General features: G+C 72.3%; 17 protein-coding genes. 7 read left to right on the top strand and 10 right to left on the bottom strand.

All coding sequences use genetic code 11. The features are described from left to right. Positions 1–68: 68 nt before the first annotated feature. Both ACH5AF_RS08305 and ACH5AF_RS08300 read left to right on the top strand, forming a co-directional pair. Complete coding sequence (locus tag ACH5AF_RS08305; RefSeq protein WP_398901012.1) at positions 69–671, top strand: flavin reductase family protein; 603 nt, start codon at positions 69–71, stop codon at positions 669–671. Positions 672–697: 26 nt separating this feature from the next. Next, entirely contained in the window at positions 698–799 is a 102-nt protein-coding gene (locus ACH5AF_RS08300; protein ID WP_398900688.1) for a DUF1203 domain-containing protein, read from the top strand. Between the two features lie 10 nt (positions 800–809). Here ACH5AF_RS08300 and ACH5AF_RS08295 read toward each other — a convergent pair whose 3' ends face one another. Next, positions 810–1,280, bottom strand: a complete 471-nt coding sequence (locus ACH5AF_RS08295; RefSeq protein ID WP_398900687.1) for a hypothetical protein — start codon at positions 1,278–1,280, stop codon at positions 810–812. A 46-nt stretch (positions 1,281–1,326) separates the two neighbouring features. Further along, on the bottom strand, positions 1,327–2,634 hold the full coding sequence (locus ACH5AF_RS08290) for an MFS transporter (protein ID WP_398900685.1): 1,308 nt from the start codon (positions 2,632–2,634) through the stop codon (positions 1,327–1,329). A 71-nt stretch (positions 2,635–2,705) separates the two neighbouring features. On the opposite strand from ACH5AF_RS08290, the gene ACH5AF_RS08285 reads away from it, so the two are divergent. Next, positions 2,706–3,707, top strand: coding sequence for a GlxA family transcriptional regulator (locus tag ACH5AF_RS08285; protein WP_398900683.1), 1,002 nt, complete (start codon positions 2,706–2,708; stop codon positions 3,705–3,707). Positions 3,708–3,768: 61 nt separating this feature from the next. Here ACH5AF_RS08285 and ACH5AF_RS08280 read toward each other — a convergent pair whose 3' ends face one another. From ACH5AF_RS08280 to ACH5AF_RS08270, 3 genes are read right to left on the bottom strand one after another with little or no spacing between them, the layout of a single operon-like run. Further along, positions 3,769–4,818, bottom strand: a complete 1,050-nt coding sequence (locus ACH5AF_RS08280) for a Zn-dependent alcohol dehydrogenase (protein ID WP_398900681.1) — start codon at positions 4,816–4,818, stop codon at positions 3,769–3,771. Beyond that, positions 4,815–6,032: an acyl-CoA dehydrogenase family protein gene (locus tag ACH5AF_RS08275; protein ID WP_398900679.1), complete on the bottom strand. Its 1,218-nt coding sequence runs from the start codon at positions 6,030–6,032 to the stop codon at positions 4,815–4,817. The genes ACH5AF_RS08280 and ACH5AF_RS08275 overlap by 4 nt, the downstream gene beginning before the upstream one ends. 17 nt (positions 6,033–6,049) lie before the next feature. Continuing rightward, a complete protein-coding gene (locus ACH5AF_RS08270; RefSeq protein WP_398900677.1) occupies positions 6,050–6,964 on the bottom strand; it encodes an SDR family oxidoreductase in 915 nt (304 codons plus the stop codon). An 82-nt stretch (positions 6,965–7,046) separates the two neighbouring features. Between ACH5AF_RS08270 and ACH5AF_RS08265 the strand changes: the two genes are divergently transcribed. From ACH5AF_RS08265 to ACH5AF_RS08255, 3 genes are all read left to right on the top strand, one after another. Beyond that, a complete protein-coding gene (locus tag ACH5AF_RS08265; protein WP_398900676.1) occupies positions 7,047–7,973 on the top strand; it encodes a cyclase family protein in 927 nt (308 codons plus the stop codon). A 53-nt stretch (positions 7,974–8,026) separates the two neighbouring features. After that, positions 8,027–8,896 carry an IS5 family transposase gene (locus tag ACH5AF_RS08260; RefSeq protein WP_398900675.1) on the top strand — a complete coding sequence of 290 codons (870 nt, stop codon included), beginning with the start codon at positions 8,027–8,029 and terminating at the stop codon, positions 8,894–8,896. Positions 8,897–8,966: 70 nt separating this feature from the next. Next, the gene (locus tag ACH5AF_RS08255; RefSeq protein ID WP_398900674.1) at positions 8,967–9,263 is read left to right on the top strand and encodes a hypothetical protein; all 297 of its coding nucleotides are present in this window, start codon (positions 8,967–8,969) and stop codon (positions 9,261–9,263) included. Between the two features lie 57 nt (positions 9,264–9,320). Here ACH5AF_RS08255 and ACH5AF_RS08250 read toward each other — a convergent pair whose 3' ends face one another. The 4 genes from ACH5AF_RS08250 to ACH5AF_RS08235 form a co-directional block, all read right to left on the bottom strand. Continuing rightward, on the bottom strand, positions 9,321–9,827 hold the full coding sequence (locus tag ACH5AF_RS08250; RefSeq protein ID WP_398900673.1) for an ATP-binding protein: 507 nt from the start codon (positions 9,825–9,827) through the stop codon (positions 9,321–9,323). 377 nt (positions 9,828–10,204) lie between these two features. Further along, on the bottom strand, positions 10,205–11,080 hold the full coding sequence (locus ACH5AF_RS08245; RefSeq protein ID WP_398900672.1) for an acyl-CoA dehydrogenase family protein: 876 nt from the start codon (positions 11,078–11,080) through the stop codon (positions 10,205–10,207). Then, positions 11,080–12,213, bottom strand: a complete 1,134-nt coding sequence (locus ACH5AF_RS08240) for an acyl-CoA dehydrogenase family protein (protein WP_398900671.1) — start codon at positions 12,211–12,213, stop codon at positions 11,080–11,082. Before ACH5AF_RS08240 ends, ACH5AF_RS08245 begins: the two co-directional genes overlap by 1 nt. Continuing rightward, on the bottom strand, positions 12,213–13,406 hold the full coding sequence (locus tag ACH5AF_RS08235; protein WP_398900669.1) for an amidohydrolase family protein: 1,194 nt from the start codon (positions 13,404–13,406) through the stop codon (positions 12,213–12,215). Before ACH5AF_RS08235 ends, ACH5AF_RS08240 begins: the two co-directional genes overlap by 1 nt. 140 nt (positions 13,407–13,546) lie before the next feature. Here ACH5AF_RS08235 and ACH5AF_RS08230 point away from each other — a divergent pair, with 140 nt between their 5' ends. Beyond that, positions 13,547–15,037, top strand: a complete 1,491-nt coding sequence (locus ACH5AF_RS08230; protein WP_398900668.1) for a class I adenylate-forming enzyme family protein — start codon at positions 13,547–13,549, stop codon at positions 15,035–15,037. 81 nt (positions 15,038–15,118) lie between these two features. Here ACH5AF_RS08230 and ACH5AF_RS08225 read toward each other — a convergent pair whose 3' ends face one another. Then, positions 15,119–15,310 (bottom strand): hypothetical protein, encoded by a 192-nt coding sequence (locus ACH5AF_RS08225; protein WP_398900667.1) that lies wholly within the window; start codon positions 15,308–15,310, stop codon positions 15,119–15,121. Positions 15,311–15,437 lie beyond the last annotated feature (127 nt).

Here is a 15,437-nt window from a genome sequence, read left to right as displayed (position 1 = left end):
CCGCGTACCGGCCATTCTCTTCTGACGGCCCGTCAGGTTCAATGGACGGCATGATGGGACATGCCGCCATGGCCGCCACTGCCGTTCGCCACCTCCGGTCGGCCGGGGCGCCCACCGCGCCCCCGCGACCCCGCGACGCCCCACGGCCCCGTCTCCGGGCCGTCGGAGCCGACGAGCGGGCGGGCGAGCGGGCGGGCGTCGGCGGCGGGGAAATCCGGCGAGTGCTCGGGCACTTCGCGACCGGGGTGACCGTCGTCACCGCGCACGACGCTGACGGGCCCGTCGGGTTCGCCTGCCAGTCCTTCTCCTCGCTCTCGCTCGACCCGCCGCTCGTCGTCTTCATGGTCGGGCGCACCTCCACGACCTGGCCGCGCATCGCCCGTGCGGGGGCCTTCTGCGTCAACGTCCTCGCCGAGGACCAGGGCGCGCTGTGCCGGGGCTTCGCGGTGAGCGGCGCCGACAAGTTCGCGGGCGTCGGCCACAGTACGGCGCCGGCCACCGGGGCGCCGCTGCTGGACGGCGTGGCGGCGTGGATCGACTGCACGGTCCGGGCCGTCCACACCGGCGGCGACCACCTCATCGTGGTGGGCCGGGTCGAAGCGCTGGACGCCCGGGACGACGCCACGCCGCTGCTGTTCCACCGGGGGCGGTTCGGGCGGCTCGACGTCTGAATCCCGCCGGCAGCCGGGCGGGCCCGATGCTGAGTACTCCAGGAGTCTTCGCCGACCCCGCCGTGGCGCTGGTCCATGTGCGCGCCGTCGAGTTCGGCTGCTTCATGGTCGAGGGCCGGCGCCGCTGAGCGGACGCCGTCACCAGGCCGGGCGCGGATCGCGCCGCTCGGGCGGGGTCTGCTCCGGCAGGGGCCGGCCCGTGTCCGTGCGCAGCAGCAATCCGGGGTCCGGCGGGTACTCGTCCGTAGGCGGTGCCGGTTGGTGGAAGCGGCGCGTGCGCGGCAGGGAGATCTCCACCAGCCGGCCGTCCCGCAGCATCCACAGACCGAAGCACTCGTCGTCCTGGTCGCGGATCATCACCTGGAGGAACTCCGGATACGGCCAGGGCAGCGACTCCAGGTGCTTCAGCAGCCCGGTCCGGTTCCGTACGCGCTCGAACTCCGCGGCCCAGACATGTCCGAGGAGCGGTCCGCCCCAGTCGAGGCGGACCGGGGTGAAGGCCCCGGACCAGGTGCGGCCCGGGTCCGAGCCGTCGTTCTTGCGGGTCAGCGGCTCCATGACCTCGTCCATGTACGGTGCCAGCACCAGGACTTCCGCGAATCTGCTCATGGGGCGGAGTATCGCCGCGGGCTCCGGGCCCACGGCGACAGGTTTCCTACGCGGCCGCCGGCATCACCTTCGGCAGCGGCCTGCGGCGGATGACGAGGGCCATAAGCGCCGCCGCCGCGCACAGCGCCCCGGAGGCGTACCAGACCACGTCGTACGAGCCGAAGACGTCGCGTGCCACACCCCCGGCGAACGCCACCACCGCGGCGCCCACCTGGTGGGAGGCGAGGACCCAGCCGAAGACGATCGCGCTGTCCTCGCCGTAGTGCTCGCGGCACAGCGCGATCGTCGGCGGGACCGTGGCCACCCAGTCCAGGCCGTAGAAGACGATGAAGAAGATCATCGGCGGGTGGACGGAAGGCGCCAGCAGCATCGGCAGGAACAGCAGCGAGACCCCGCGCAGCGTGTAGTAGACCGCGAGCAGCCGGCGCGCCTCGAAGCGGTCCGTGAACCAGCCGGAGGCGATCGTGCCGACGACGTCGAAGACACCGATGACGGCGAGAAGCGACGCGGCCGCCGTGATCGGCATGCCGTGGTCGTGCGCCGCGGGTACGAAGTGAGTCTTGACCAGGCCGTTCGTCGAGGCGCCGCAGATCGCGAAGGTTCCGGCGAGCAGCCAGAACGGGCCGGTCCTGGCCGCCTTGAACAGGACGGTGAGCGCGCGGCGGGCCGCGCCCGGCACCGGTTCGGGCTTGGGCGTGAAGCCCTCCGCGCCGTACGCCGTGAGGCCCACGTCCGCCGGGTGGTCGCGCAGCAGCAGCCATACGAAGGGGACGACGGCGAGCGCCGCGAGGGCGACGGTGACCGCGGCGGGGCGCCAGCCGTGGTGCTCCACCAGCCAGGACAGCAGGGGCAGGAAGACCAGCTGTCCCGACGCGCCGGCCGCCGTGAGGATGCCGGTGACCAGCCCTCGGCGGCGGACGAACCAGCGGTTGGTGACCGTCGCGGCGAAGGCGAGCGCCATCGAGCCGGAGCCGAGGCCGACGAGGACGCCCCAGTACAGGACCAGTTGCCACGGCTGAGTCATCCACACCGTGAGGACGGAGCCGACCGCGATCACGCAGAGGGCGACCGCGACGACCCGGCGGATGCCGAACCGGTCCATCAGCGCCGCGGCGAACGGCGCGGTGAGCCCGTACAGCGCGAGGTTCACCGAGACGGCGAACCCGATCGTGCCGCGCGACCAGTCGAATTCCCTGTGCAGCGGCTCGATCAGCAGGCCCGGCAGGGAGGCGAAGGCGGCGGCGCCGATGATCGTCACAAAGGTGACGGCGGCGACGAACCACGCACGGTGGAGACGGGAAGGACGGCGAAGGGGCTGCCGGGAGCCGGTGTGCGGCACGGTTGTCTGGGTCACGTCACCCAGCCTGGCCGTTCGTTCCGGCCCCAACGAGTGGCCCGAGAGACAGCACTCGCTAGGATCGGGCCATGGCCGAGACGAGTGAGCCGAGAAGGCATCGGGTGGTGGTCCTGGCGCTCACCGGGCTGCTCCCCTTCGAGCTGGGCATCCCGCACCGCATCTTCGGCCGCGCCAAGGACGCCGAGGGCCGCCACCTGTACGAGATCGTCACCTGTGCTCTGGCGCCGGGCCCGGTCAGGACGGACGCCGACTTCGCGGTCGACGTCGAGCACGGCCCCGAGGCGCTGGCCACCGCCGACACGGTCGTCGTCCCGGCGTCGTACGAGCTCGGCCCCGTCTACGAGGAGGGCCGCCTCACCGACGACCTGGCCGCCGCCCTCGCGCACATCCGGCCCGGCACCCGCATGGTCTCCATCTGCACCGGCGGCTACGTGCTGGCCGCCGCCGGCTACCTCGACGGCCGGACCGCCACCACGCACTGGTCGTCGGCCGAGCACTTCCAGCGCCTGTTCCCGTCCGTACGGGTCGACGCGGACGTCCTGTTCATCGACGACGGGGATGTGCTCACGTCGGCGGGTGTCGCGGCCGGGATCGACCTGTGTCTGCACATCGTGCGCCGCGACCACGGGGCGGCCGTCGCCAACGAGGTCGCGCGCCGCACGGTGGTCCCGCCGCACCGGGACGGCGGCCAGGCCCAGTACATCCACCGCCCCATCCCCGAACCGCAGCTCGCGACCACGACCTCGGCCCGCGCCTGGGCGCTCGGCCGCCTGCACGAGCCGATCCAGCTGCGCGACATGGCGGAGCAGGAGTCGATGTCCGTACGGACCTTCACCCGGCGCTTTAGGGAGGAGGTCGGCGTCAGCCCCGGCCAGTGGCTCACCCAACAGCGCGTGGAACGGGCCCGCCACCTGCTGGAGTCCACCGAGCTGACGGTCGATCAGGTGGCGAGGGACGCGGGCTTCGGCACGGCCCAGTCGATGCGCCAGCATCTGCAGTCGGCACTGGGGGTGCCCCCGACGGTCTACCGCCGCACGTTCCGCGCGAGGACGGGGGACCGCGGCCGCTGACCGGCGCCGCCAAAGGTGCGCCCCCGTACCGCTGACCGGCGCCGCCGGACATGGCCCCGGCTCAGTAGGTGAGCACCCCCCGGGCCACCCGCCCGTGGTGCGTGTCGTCCGCCGCCTTCGCGAAGTCCTCGATCGGGTAGGTCGCGGTGACGAGTTCGTCGAGGAGCAGCTCGCCCCGGCGGTACAGCTCTGCGTAGAGCGCGATGTCGTGCTGCGGCCGGGACGATCCGTACCGGCAGCCGAGTACGGATTTGTCCAGGAACAGCGACGCTGGCAGGAACGTGGCCTCCGCCGCGGGTGAGGTCATGCCCAGCAGGACCGCCTGACCGCGCCGGTCGAGGAGCTCGATCGCCTGCCGGATCAGCGCCGGGCGCCCGACGCACTCGAAGACGTGGTCGGCCCCGGTCGGCAGGATGTCCCGTACGTCGGCCGCCGAGGTGAGGAAGTCCGTCGCGCCGAACCGCCGTGCCATGGCCTCCTTCGCCGGGTTCGCGTCGACGGCGACGATCGCGGACGCGCCCGCGATCCGGGCGCCCTGGACGACGTTGAGCCCGATGCCGCCGGTGCCGATCACGACGACGGTGTCCCCTCGCCCGGTCCGCGCCCGGTTCAGTACGGCTCCGACGCCCGTGAGCACCGCACAGCCGATGAGCGCGGCGGAGGTGAGGGGGATGTCGGCGGGAATCGGCACGGCCTGGACGGCCTTGACGATCGTGCGCTCGGCGAAGGCCGAGTTGGCGGCGAACTGGAACACGGGTGCGCCGCCGCGCGAGAAGGGCCGGCCTGGGCGGCCGATCGCGCGGCGGCACATGGTCGGGCGTCCCCGGTCGCAGTCGGCGCAGGCCCCGCAGTTCGCGAGGGTGGACAGGCAGACGTGGTCGCCGGGCGTGACATGGCCGACGCCGGGGCCGACCGCCTCGACGACGCCCGCGCCTTCGTGGCCGAGGACGACCGGGGGCGGGAAGGGGATCGTGCCGTCGATCACGGACAGGTCGCTGTGGCACAGCCCGGCGGCGGCGATCGCGACCAGCACCTCGCCGGGGCCGGGCGCGCGGATCTCCAGGTCGTCGACGACCTGTACCCGGGCGCCGTCGAACACCACGCCTCTCATGGCCTCGGCTCCTTGGGCAGGCCGAGCACGCGCTCGGCGATGACGGTGCGCTGGATCTCGTCCGAGCCGCCGTAGATCGTGTCGGCGCGGGTGAAGAGGAACAGGCGCTGGGTGTCGTCGATGCCGTACGCCTCCGGGGTCCACGGCCCCGGCCCGGCGGCGGTGGCGGCCCCGCGTACGACGAGGGCGAGTTCACCGAGCCGCTGGTGCCAGCGGGCCCACAGGAGCTTGGCGACGCTCGCGTCACCGGCGGCGTCACCGGCGGCAAGACGGGCGGCGTCGTGCGACGGCCCGAGGGTGCGCAGGGCGTTCCAGCGCAGAGTGCGCAGCTCGGCCCACTGCCGTACGAGACGGTGCCGCAGGACCGGGTCGCGGTCGACGGCCCCGCTGTCCACGGCGTCGCGCACGACGTCACGCAGCTCCTGGGCGAAGCCGATCTGCTGGGCGAGGGTGGACACGCCGCGCTCCAGGGCGAGCAGGCCCATGGCGACGCGCCAGCCGGCGCCCTCACCGCCAACGGTCTCCCGGGCGTGCGCACCGTCGAAGAAGACCTCGTTGAACTCCGCGGTCCCGGTCATCTGCCGGATGGGCCTGACCTCGATGCGCCCCGGCTGGTCCATGGGGACGAGCAGGAAGGACAGTCCGTGGTGGCGGCGCGAGCCGGGGTCGGTGCGGGCGAGGACGAAGCAGTGGTCGGCGTCGCGGGCGTGCGAGGTCCAGATCTTCTGCCCGGTGACGCGGTAGGTGCCGTCGCTCGCGCGTACGGCGGCGGCCTTGACCCCGGCGAGGTCCGAGCCGGCGCCGGGCTCACTGTAGCCCTGGCACCACACCTCCTCGCCGCGGGCGATCCCCGGCAGGTAGCGGTCCTGCTGGGCCCGGCTGCCGTGGGCGAGGAGGGTGGGGGCGAGCAGGTGCTCGCCGATGTGGCCGAGCCGGTCCGGTGCGTGGGCACGGGCGTACTCCTCGGCCCAGACGACCTGCCGGCCGAGGGTGGCGGCGGTACGGCTCCCGTACTCGGTGGTCCCCCACCCGATCCCGATCCATCCGCCGCGTCCGAGTTCGCGCTCCCATGACCGTGGCGTGTGCCCGCCGGGCGGATGGGCCCGCAGCCAGGCCCGTGCCTCGTCCCGGAACGCGGCGTCACGCTCCCCGAAGCGATCACCGAAGCACTCACCGAAGGATTCCTCGAAGGACTCGGCCGAGACGTCGTCCATGCCGGCTCCTCCGCGTCTCACGCGTTCGGGCGGGCGCCGCGCGCCGCCGCTGCGGACATGTCGTCAACGCGCGACAGCAACGGCATCGGGTCCGTGCCCACCGTTCCCGGGAGGGCGGCCGCGATACGGGAGGGGGTCCAGGCGCCGCCCTCGGCGTAGGCCGCGCGGAGCTCCCTCGGCTGGGCCCAGACCGCGATCTTGGGGCCGGCCACCGTGTACACCTGGCCCGTGATGCCCTCCGCGCGCGCCGCGTCCGAGAGCAGGTAGACCACCAGGGCGGCCACGTCCTCGGGATCGCCGATCTCGGTGAGTTCCATGGGGACGTTCACCGACATGCGGGTACGGGCGACGGGGGCGACCGCGTTCGCCGTGACGCCGTACTTGTGGAGGCCGAGCGCCGCGCTGCGGACCAGGGAGATGACGCCGCCCTTGGCCGCAGCGTAATTGGCCTGCGACACCGAGCCCTGGTGGTTGCCGCTGGTGAAGCCGATCAGGGTGCCCGTGCCCTGCCCCCGCATCACGGCGGACGCCGCCCGGAAGACGGTGAAGGTGCCCTTGAGGTGCGTGGCGACGACCGGGTCCCACTCCTCCTCGGTCATGTTGAACAGCATCCGCTCCCGCAGGATCCCGGCCACGCACACGGCCCCGTCGAGCCGCCCGTACCGGCCGAGCGCGACATCGACGACGCGCTGCCCGCCCGCCATCGTGGAGATGTCGTCGGCGACGGCGACCGCGTCGCCGCCCGCCGCCTCGATCTCCTTGACGACGCCCGCCGCGACCTCGCTCGTCGGCTCGCCGCCCGCGACGGAGACCCCGTAGTCGTTGACGACGACGCTCGCGCCCTCGGCCGCGGCGGCGAGCGCGACGGCCCGGCCTATGCCGCGTCCCGCGCCGGTGACCGCGACCACCTTGCCTGCCAAGAAGTTCCCCACGACGGCCCCTTCCCACGGTTTCTGACGGACCGTTAGATTCTATGGCCCGCCGGACCGTCGAGCACAAGCCCCAGGAGGCGCCATGTCCCTGCCGGCCGAGTTCCATGCCATCGCCGCACGCGTCAACAACTGGGGGCGCTGGGGCACGGACGACGAGATCGGGACCCTGAACCTCGTCACGCACGAGGCCGTGCAGGACGCCGTCGCCACGGTTACGCGCGGCCTGCGCATCCCCCTCGCGCTCCCGCTCCACCAGGACGGCGTCCAGACCGGCGTCATCCCGGGCCGCGTCAACCCCCTGCACACCATGGTGCAGATCAACCAGGAGCTCTTCGGCCCCGGCACCGTAGCCACCAGCGACGACATCGTGACGATGGGGCTCCAGGCCGCGACGCACTGGGACGCGCTCAGCCACGTCTCGCACTCGGGCCTGCTCTACAACGGCCGCCCCGCCGACTCGATCACCCCGCACGGCCGCGCCCGCTTCAGCGGCATCGACACGCTCCCGCCCGTCGTCTCGCGCGGCGTCCTGCTGGACGTGGCCCGCGCGAAGGGCCTGGACCGGCTACCCGGGGACCACACCGTCAGCCCCGAGGACCTGGACGAGGCGGCCGAGTTCGGCGCGGTCACCGTCCGGGCCGGTGACATCGTCCTCGTACGGACGGGGCAGATGCGGCTCCTCCTGGGCGGGGACAGGCACGGCTACGGCTATCCGTCACCCGGCCTGTCCGTCCGCACGCCCGAGTGGTTCCACGCCCGCGACGTCGCGGCCGTCGCGAACGACACCCTCACCTTCGAGATCTTCCCGCCGGAGATCGAGAACCTCTGGCTGCCGGTGCACGCGCTGGACCTCGTGGAGATGGGCATGCTCCAGGGCCAGAACTGGAACCTGGAGGAGCTGTCCACGGCCTGCGGCGAGGAGGGACGGTACGCCTTCCTGCTGTGCGCCACGCCGGAGCCGTTCGTCGGCGGCACGGGCACACCCGTCGCTCCGGTGGCGGTCCTCTAGGCCGTGTTTTAGGTCGGGTTCCGGTTCACGTTTCGTGCTGTGATGATCATGGTGTGGGGCGTGGGGATCTTTCTGACGAACAGTGGTCGGTGCTGGAGTCTTTGCTGCCTGCGGCGGGGGTGAGTCGCAGGTGGCCGGGTCGGCGGCGGTTGGTGGACGGTGTGCGGTGGCGGGTGCGGACGGGGGTTCCGTGGCGTGATCTGCCGGATGAGTACGGTCCCTGGCAGACCGTGTACGGACTGTTCCGGCGGTGGCAGCGGCAGGGCGTGTGGGACCGGCTGCTGACGTTGCTGCAGGCGAGGGCCGACGCGGTCGGGCTGATCACCTGGGAGGTCAACGTCGACTCCACGGTCTGCCGGGCTCACCAGCACGCGGCAGGTGCCCGCCGGGATGGCGCCGGGCAGAAGGAACCGCCCGGTGGTGTCGCGACCGAGCCGGACGACCACGGGCTGGGCAGGTCGCGGGGCGGGTTCACCACGAAGATCCATCTGGCGTGCGAGCAGGGCCAGAAGCCACTGTCGCTGCTGGTCACCGCCGGGCAGCGGGGTGACAGCCCGCAGTTCGAGCCGGTCCTGAACGCGATCCGAGTGCCCAGGACCGGGCCGGGCCGGCCACGGCGCCGACCGCTGCGGGTGCGGGGCGACAAGGCGTACTCCTCCCGCGCGAACCGTGCCTACCTGCGCAGACGCGGGATCAGGTGCACGATCCCGGAACCGGCCGACCAGGTCCGCAACCGAAAGCGCCGCGGCCGGGCCGGTGGTCGCCCGCCCGCCTTCGACTCTCAGGACTACAAGGCCCGGCACGCGGTCGAGTGCGGGATCGGCCGCCTCAAGCAGCACCGGGCGGTCGCCACCCGCTATGACAAGCTCGCCGTCCGGTTCGAGGCGACCGTCCACGTCGCGGCGATCCATCAGTGGCTGTGATCAAGCCCAAGGTCACGGCCGTGCCATGCTGGCGGCCGGACTTCGAGCAGCACACGTATGGGGAGGGCCTGTGGCCGCCGAGTACTACTGCGCGGACAGCGAGAACGGCGACCACGTCGACGACCCGTCCGAAGACGCCTTGCTCATGCTGATCGGCGACTTGAACGGCACGGACAACACCTTCGTCGTCGTTCAGCCCGACGAGGATGATCCCGCCTGGTTCGCCTCCGTCGCCGTGTTGGACGAGGGCGGCTACGAGATCGTCCGGCGTGACACCACCCGCCGCGAGCACGACGTCGCCATCGAGACCAGCACCGACCGCATCGCGGGCGACCTCACCAAATGGCTGGCCGCCCGCGCTACCTAAAACACGGCCTAGGCGTCGGGCGTCCCTAAGGCGTGGGGCGTTTCCAAGACATGGGGGTCAGGCCCCGCGCGCCGTCGCGCGCAGCGTGCCGCACGCATCGATCACGTACGCCCCCGCCTCACAGACCGGCGGGCCCGCGTGCGGGGCCGCCGGTACAGGGCCGGAGCAGCGGTCCACCTCGCACCAGATGGACTTGCCGGCCCCTTCCCGCGTCCAGCCCCAGCGATCCGCGAGCCCGTCGACCAGTTCGAGCCCGCGGCCGCCTGTGTCGTCGCCCTCCGCGCGCCGGGGGCGGGGCGGGCACGCGCTGGCGTCCGCGACCTCGACCCGCACGGTCCCGGCCTCCGCCGGACCCGCACCGAAGAGCATCCGCAGCACCGCCGGACAACCGGTGTGCACCACGGCGTTGGTGACGAGCTCCGAGATCAGCAGGATCAGCGTCTCGGCCAGCGGCTCGTCGTCACCCAGCCCTGATCCCGTGAGGCGCGAGCGCGCCCATCTGCGCGCCCGACCCACCTCCGCGGGGTCGGGTCCGACCTCCAACTGCACCTGAAGCACCTGCACCGCTCACACCATCCGAACCGGCGGACACATCGCCTTGCGCCTCACAGTCATCACGGAACGTGATTTCCTTGCAGCACAGCATGGTTGACGTACAGTCACCACAACAAGCGCTTCAGGCATATTCCAGCGCGACGGAGTACCCATGGTGCATACTGTGCGACGCACCTCGCGGGGAGTCGAACACAGGCTCGTAGAGCACGCCCGCACCGGCCGATCAGCGCGCATCGACAGCCCCGGCCCAGCCGTACCGACCGCGCCGTGACGCCTCCTCCTCGCAGCGACTTGCATCTCACGGAGCGTACCGGAGCGACATGACGACTCCGGGCCGTGACGAGTCGACTCAAGGACACAACCCGGTATCAACGCTCGGTGACGCTTCATCGTGCTGAGGCCAACGCTTGGGCCTGGAGCTCCTCCGCATCCGCCGCCGTCAGCCACATCGCGGCCCGCAACCAGGCTCGTTTGAGGTGGAGATGGACGTCCGCCTCCCAGGTGAACCCGGTCCCGCCGAATACCTGGAGGCACTCTCGGGCCCCTCCCACGGCCGCCTCGTCGGCGAGGAGTTTGGCTCCGGCGATCTCCACGGGGTCGGCGGTGACGGCGGCGGCGTAGACGGCCGCGCGCGCCGTTTCTGTGCGCAGGAGCATGTCGGCGCAACTGTGCGCCACGGCCTGGAAGGAGCCGATGGGCCGCCCGAACTGGACGCGCTCGCGGGCGTACCGCACGGCCATGTCCGTCGTCCGGGCCGCCGTGCCGAGTTGTTCGGCCGCGGTGAGCAGCACGGCGACGGGGTCGGGCGGCCCTCCGCTCCCGCCGGTGTCCCGGTGCAGCGGGGTCAGCGGGTCGAGGGACCGTACGGGCCTCGGGTCGGTGAGCCCGCCGAGTACGGCGTCGGCGGCGTCCAGCCAGGGCACGAGCGCGCCGTCGGACGCGGTGACGACGCTCTCGCCGGTGACGGCGCCCGGAACCGTGCCCGCCGCGAGATGGGTGGCGACCAGCGGCCCCGGCAGCAGCACACGTCCGGCCTCCTCGAAGACGAGGACCGCCTCGGGCAGGCCGAGTCCGGCCCCGCCCTCCTCCTCCGGCAGCCGGAGGGAGAAGAACCCGGCCGCTCCCAGCTCCCGCCACAGCGCCCGGTCGAGCCGGGGCTCGGCCACGGCGGCGCGCAGCGCCTCGCGTCCGAACCGGGCGGCGAGCAGGGCGCGCACGCCCGCCCGCAGGGCGCGCTGGTCGTCGGTGAGCCGGAAGTCCATCAACGCCCCTTCGGCAGGCCGAGTATCCGCTCGGCGACGATGTTCCGCTGGATCTGGGAGGTGCCGGCGGCGATCGTGTACGCGAGGGAGGAGAGCCGGTCCGGCGTCCAGTCGCTGTCGAGGTCGAGCGCGTCGGGGCCGAGGACGTCGGCGGCGGTGTCGTACAGCTCCTGGCGCGCGTGCGAGTAGCGGAGTTTGAAGACCGAGCCGCCGGTGCCGGGGACGCCGCCGGCGGCGGCCGCCTCGCTCACGTTCCACTGGACGAGCCGCCACAACGCGGCGAACTCGGCGTGCAGCCTGCCGAGCCTGCGCCGCAGCACGGCGTCGTCCCAGCGGCCGTTGTCCCGGGCGGCGCGGGCCAGTTCGGCCAGAGTACGGCGGCAGGCGACGACCTCCCCGGCGAAGGCGGTGCCGCGCTCGAAGGAGAGCGTGACCATGGTGACGCGCCAGCCGTCGTTCTCCTCGCCCACCCGGTTGGCGGCCGGCACCCGTACCTCGTCGAGGAAGACCTCGGCGAACTCGGCCGATCCCGCCAGGGTGCGCAGCGGCCGCACGGTGACGCCGGGGGCGTCCATGGGCATCGCGAGCCAGGTGATCCCCCGGTGCCCCGGGGCGTCGGGGCTGGTGCGGACGAGGAGTTCGCACCAGTCGGCGACCTCGGCGTGGGAGGTCCAGAGCTTGGAGCCGGTCACGACGTAGTCGTCGCCGTCGCGGACGGCGCGGGTGCGCAGGCCGGCGAGGTCGGAGCCGGCGTCCGGTTCGCTGAAGCCCTGGCACCAGATCTCGTCGCCGCGCAGGATGGGCGTCAGCCAGCGCTCCCGCTGCTCGGAGGTGCCCTCCGCGGCGATCGTGGGCCCGGCGTGCAGCAGTCCGACGAAGTTCGCGCCGACGTAGGGGGCGCCGGCGATCTCCGTCTCTTCGAGGAAGGCCAGGCGCAGGGCCGGTGGGGCGTCCATGTGCACGCCTCCGTATCCCGCGTCGTACAGCGCCCGCTGCCAGGCGGTGTCGTACGCGCGCCGGGCGGGCCAGTCGTCCGGCGGCGGCTTCGGCGGCAGCTCGGGGAGGGCGACGGCGAGCCAGGCGCGCAGCCGGGCCCGGAAGTCCTCCTCCTCGGGCGTGGGGGTCAGGTCCATCAGACGAGGTCCAGGCCGAGCATGCGGATCGCGTTGCCGCGCATGAGTTTGTACACGGTCTCGTCGTCGAGGTCCTTCACATGGTCGAGCGCGACCTCCTTGGTGTGCGGAAAGGTCGAGTCGACGTGCGGGTAGTCGGTCTCGAAGGTGGCGTTGTCGCGGCCGACGACATCGAGTGAGGCGATGCCGTGCTTGTCGCGGAAGAAGCAGCAGAAGATCTGCCGGTAGTAGTAGGTGGACGGCGGCTCGGGGATCAGGTCGCGTACGCCGCCCCAGGCCCGGTGCTCCTCCCACACGTCGTCGGCGCGTTCGAGGGCGTACGGGATCCAGCCCATCTGGCCCTCGCTGTAGGCGAGCTTCAGTGCCGGGAACTTCACCAGCACCCCGCTGAAGAGGAAGTCCGTCATCGAGGCCATGGCGTTGTTGAAGCTCAGGGCCGCCTGGACGGCGGGCGGGGCGTCCGGGGACGCGGCCGGCATCTGGGAGCTGGACCCGATGTGCATGTTGACGACCGTGCCGGTCTCCTGGCAGACCGCGAAGAAGGGGTCCCAGTACCCGGAGTGGATGGACGGGAGACCGAGGTGGGTCGGGATCTCGGAGAAGGTCACGGCCTTCACACCCCGGGCGGCGTTCCGCTCGATCTCCGCCACCGCGAGGCCGACGTCCCACAGCGGGACGATGCACAGCGGGACGAGCCGGCCGCCGCTGTCGCCGCACCACTCCTCGACCATCCAGTCGTTGTAGGCGCGCACGCAGGCGAGGGCGACCTCCTTGTCGTGGGCCTCGGCGAAGGTCTGCCCGCAGAAGCGGGGGAAGGTGGGGAAGCACAGGGACGCCTCGACATGGTTGAGGTCCATGTCCTTGAGCCGTTCCTTGGGGTCCCAGCAGCCGGGGCGCATCTCCTCGCGTGTGATCCCCTCCAGCGTCATGTCGTCGCGGTCGAAGCCGACGGCGGCGATGTTGCGCTTGTACGGGAACTTCAGGTCCTCGTAGATCCACCAGTCGGCCGGCGGCCCGTCGGGGTCCATCGTGATGCGGTACTTGCCGCCGACGTAGGAGATGTCGCCGATGCCCGCGGTCAGCGGCTTGGGACCGCGGTCGCGGTACGTGGCCGGCAGCCAGGTCTCGAAGAGGTGCGCGGGCTCGATCACATGGTCGTCGACGCTCACGATCCGGGGCAGTTCCTGTTCCATCGAGGCCTCCGCTGCGGACGGACTTCGTTTTCTGACGGGTCGTCAGCCAGCAGGCTAGACCCGCCCCCCTGGACCGACAAGGCGCATGGCCCTACGCTCTCCGCATGATCTGACTGACCGTCAGCCATGGAGGTCCGGCGATGGACGAGACCGCATACGCACTCGGCGCGTCGCGCACCCTGTGGGAGCTCGTCGACCGGCGCGCCGCGCTCACCCCGGGCCGCCCCGTCCTCCTCCAGGAGGACCGCGTCCTCACCTTCGGCGGGCTGAGGGACCGGGCCGAACGCGTCGCGGCCGGGCTGTACGCCATGGGCGTGCGACCCGGCACGGTCGTCGCCTGGCAGCTGCCCACCCGCATCGAGACCGTCCTGCTCACCGTCGCGCTGGCCCGTCTCGGCGCCGTGCAGTCCCCCGTGATCCCCTTCTGCCGGGACCGCGAGACCGGATTCGCGCTGCGCGAGTCGAAGGCCGCGTTCTTCGGCGTGCCCGGCGAGTGGCGGGGCTTCGACCACACCGCGATGGCGCGGCGGCTCGGGGCGCACGGCGTCTTCGAGGCGTACGCATCACTGCCCGACGGCGACCCGGCCGCACTGCCCGCACCGCCCTCCTCCGGCACGGAAGTGCGCTGGATCTACTGGACCTCCGGCACCACGTCCGACCCCAAGGGCGTCCTGCACACGGACCGCTCCCTGATCGCGGGCGGCTCCTGCCTCGCCCACGCGCTGCACCTGACGGCCGAAGACGTCGGCTCGATCGCCTTCCCCTTCGCGCACATCGGCGGCCCCGACTACCTGGTGATGCTGCTGCTGTACGGGTTCCCGGCGGTCCTCTTCGAGCAGTTCGCGCTGCCGGGCGCGCTGGCGGAGTACCGCAGGCACGGCGTCACGACGGCCGGTGGCTCCACCGCCTTCTACGCGATGTTCCTCGCCGAACAGCGCAAACGCCCCGGCGAGAAGCTGATCCCGACCCTGCGGCTGCTCGCCGGCGGCGGCGCACCCAAACCGCCCGAACTCCACCACGCCGTCGTCCGCGAGATGGGCTGCACCCTCACCCATGGCTATGGCATGACCGAGGTCCCGATGATCAGCATGGGCTCGCCCGACGACACCCCGGAGAACCTCGCCGGCACCGAGGGCCGGCCGCCCGCCGGGATGGAGATACGCATCGTCGACGGCGAGATCCGACTGCGCGGCGAGGCCGTCTGCCAGGGTTACCTGGGCGCGGTGGAGAGCCCGTTCGACGCCGAGGGCTTCCTGCGGACGGGAGACCTCGGCCACCTCACCGGCAGCGGCCACCTGGTCCTCACGGGCCGGCTCAAGGACGTGATCATCCGCAAGGGCGAGAACATCTCGGCCAAGGAGATCGAGGACCTGCTGCACACGCATCCGGCGGTCGGTGACGCGGCGGTGATCGGGCTGCCGGACGCGGAACGCGGCGAGCGCGTGTGCGCGGTGGTCGAACGCGCCCTGGGGGCGGCCGATCCCACGCTGGAGGAGCTGCGCGAGCACCTGCGGACGTCGGGCCTTGCGGTGCACAAACTCCCCGAACAACTGGAGGTGGTGGACGCGCTGCCGAGGAACGAGGCGCTGCGGAAGGTGCTCAAGTACCGGCTGAGGGAGCGGTACGGGTGAGGGAGCGGTACGGGTGAGGGGGCGTCGGTGCCGTGCCGGCGGGGCCGGAGAGCGCCGAGCCGCCGCTTTGCGCTCCGCCGGTCACCTCCGGGTGTATCGGGCCACCGTGTACGCGGTGGGGCCGGTGAGCCGCTCCCCTGTGCCGTCGGTCATGTCCAGGACCTCGAAGCCGGCGCCCCGCGCACAGCGCTCCAGTTCACGGGGGAACAGCACACGCCTGCGGATCTCGTCCCGGGCCTCGTCGCCCGAGGGGAACACCCAGTGCCGGTGCATGGTGTTGATCTGGGTCCGCAGGTCCCACGCGTGGCGGATGGTGACAGGCGCTCGGCTGGAATTTCCCAGTCGAGCGTACTGCGTGGGCGGCCGCAAGGCCGCCCTGGCGAGTGGGGCCGCCCGGCGG

The organism is Streptomyces sp. NPDC018833 (genome assembly GCF_044390825.1).
In the GTDB taxonomy this organism is placed as follows: Bacteria; Actinomycetota; Actinomycetes; order Streptomycetales; family Streptomycetaceae; genus Streptomyces.
Note: the sequence above shows the minus strand (reverse complement) of the source record. Positions and strands in the feature narration are given on the sequence as shown.

Bases quoted from the DNA above. Each gene is read 5' to 3' on its own strand.
- ACH5AF_RS08305 (WP_398901012.1), top strand. From the start codon at position 69: ATGGCCGCCACTGCCGTTCGCCACCTCCGGTCGGCCGGGGCGCCCACC.
- ACH5AF_RS08300 (WP_398900688.1), top strand. From the start codon at position 698: ATGCTGAGTACTCCAGGAGTCTTCGCCGACCCCGCCGTGGCGCTGGTC.
- ACH5AF_RS08295 (WP_398900687.1), bottom strand. From the start codon at position 1,280: ATGAGCAGATTCGCGGAAGTCCTGGTGCTGGCACCGTACATGGACGAG.
- ACH5AF_RS08285 (WP_398900683.1), top strand. From the start codon at position 2,706: ATGGCCGAGACGAGTGAGCCGAGAAGGCATCGGGTGGTGGTCCTGGCG.
- ACH5AF_RS08280 (WP_398900681.1), bottom strand. From the start codon at position 4,818: ATGAGAGGCGTGGTGTTCGACGGCGCCCGGGTACAGGTCGTCGACGAC.
- ACH5AF_RS08275 (WP_398900679.1), bottom strand. From the start codon at position 6,032: ATGGACGACGTCTCGGCCGAGTCCTTCGAGGAATCCTTCGGTGAGTGC.
- ACH5AF_RS08265 (WP_398900676.1), top strand. From the start codon at position 7,047: ATGTCCCTGCCGGCCGAGTTCCATGCCATCGCCGCACGCGTCAACAAC.
- ACH5AF_RS08245 (WP_398900672.1), bottom strand. From the start codon at position 11,080: ATGGACTTCCGGCTCACCGACGACCAGCGCGCCCTGCGGGCGGGCGTG.
- ACH5AF_RS08240 (WP_398900671.1), bottom strand. From the start codon at position 12,213: ATGGACCTGACCCCCACGCCCGAGGAGGAGGACTTCCGGGCCCGGCTG.
- ACH5AF_RS08235 (WP_398900669.1), bottom strand. From the start codon at position 13,406: ATGGAACAGGAACTGCCCCGGATCGTGAGCGTCGACGACCATGTGATC.
- ACH5AF_RS08230 (WP_398900668.1), top strand. From the start codon at position 13,547: ATGGACGAGACCGCATACGCACTCGGCGCGTCGCGCACCCTGTGGGAG.
- ACH5AF_RS08225 (WP_398900667.1), bottom strand. From the start codon at position 15,310: ATGCACCGGCACTGGGTGTTCCCCTCGGGCGACGAGGCCCGGGACGAG.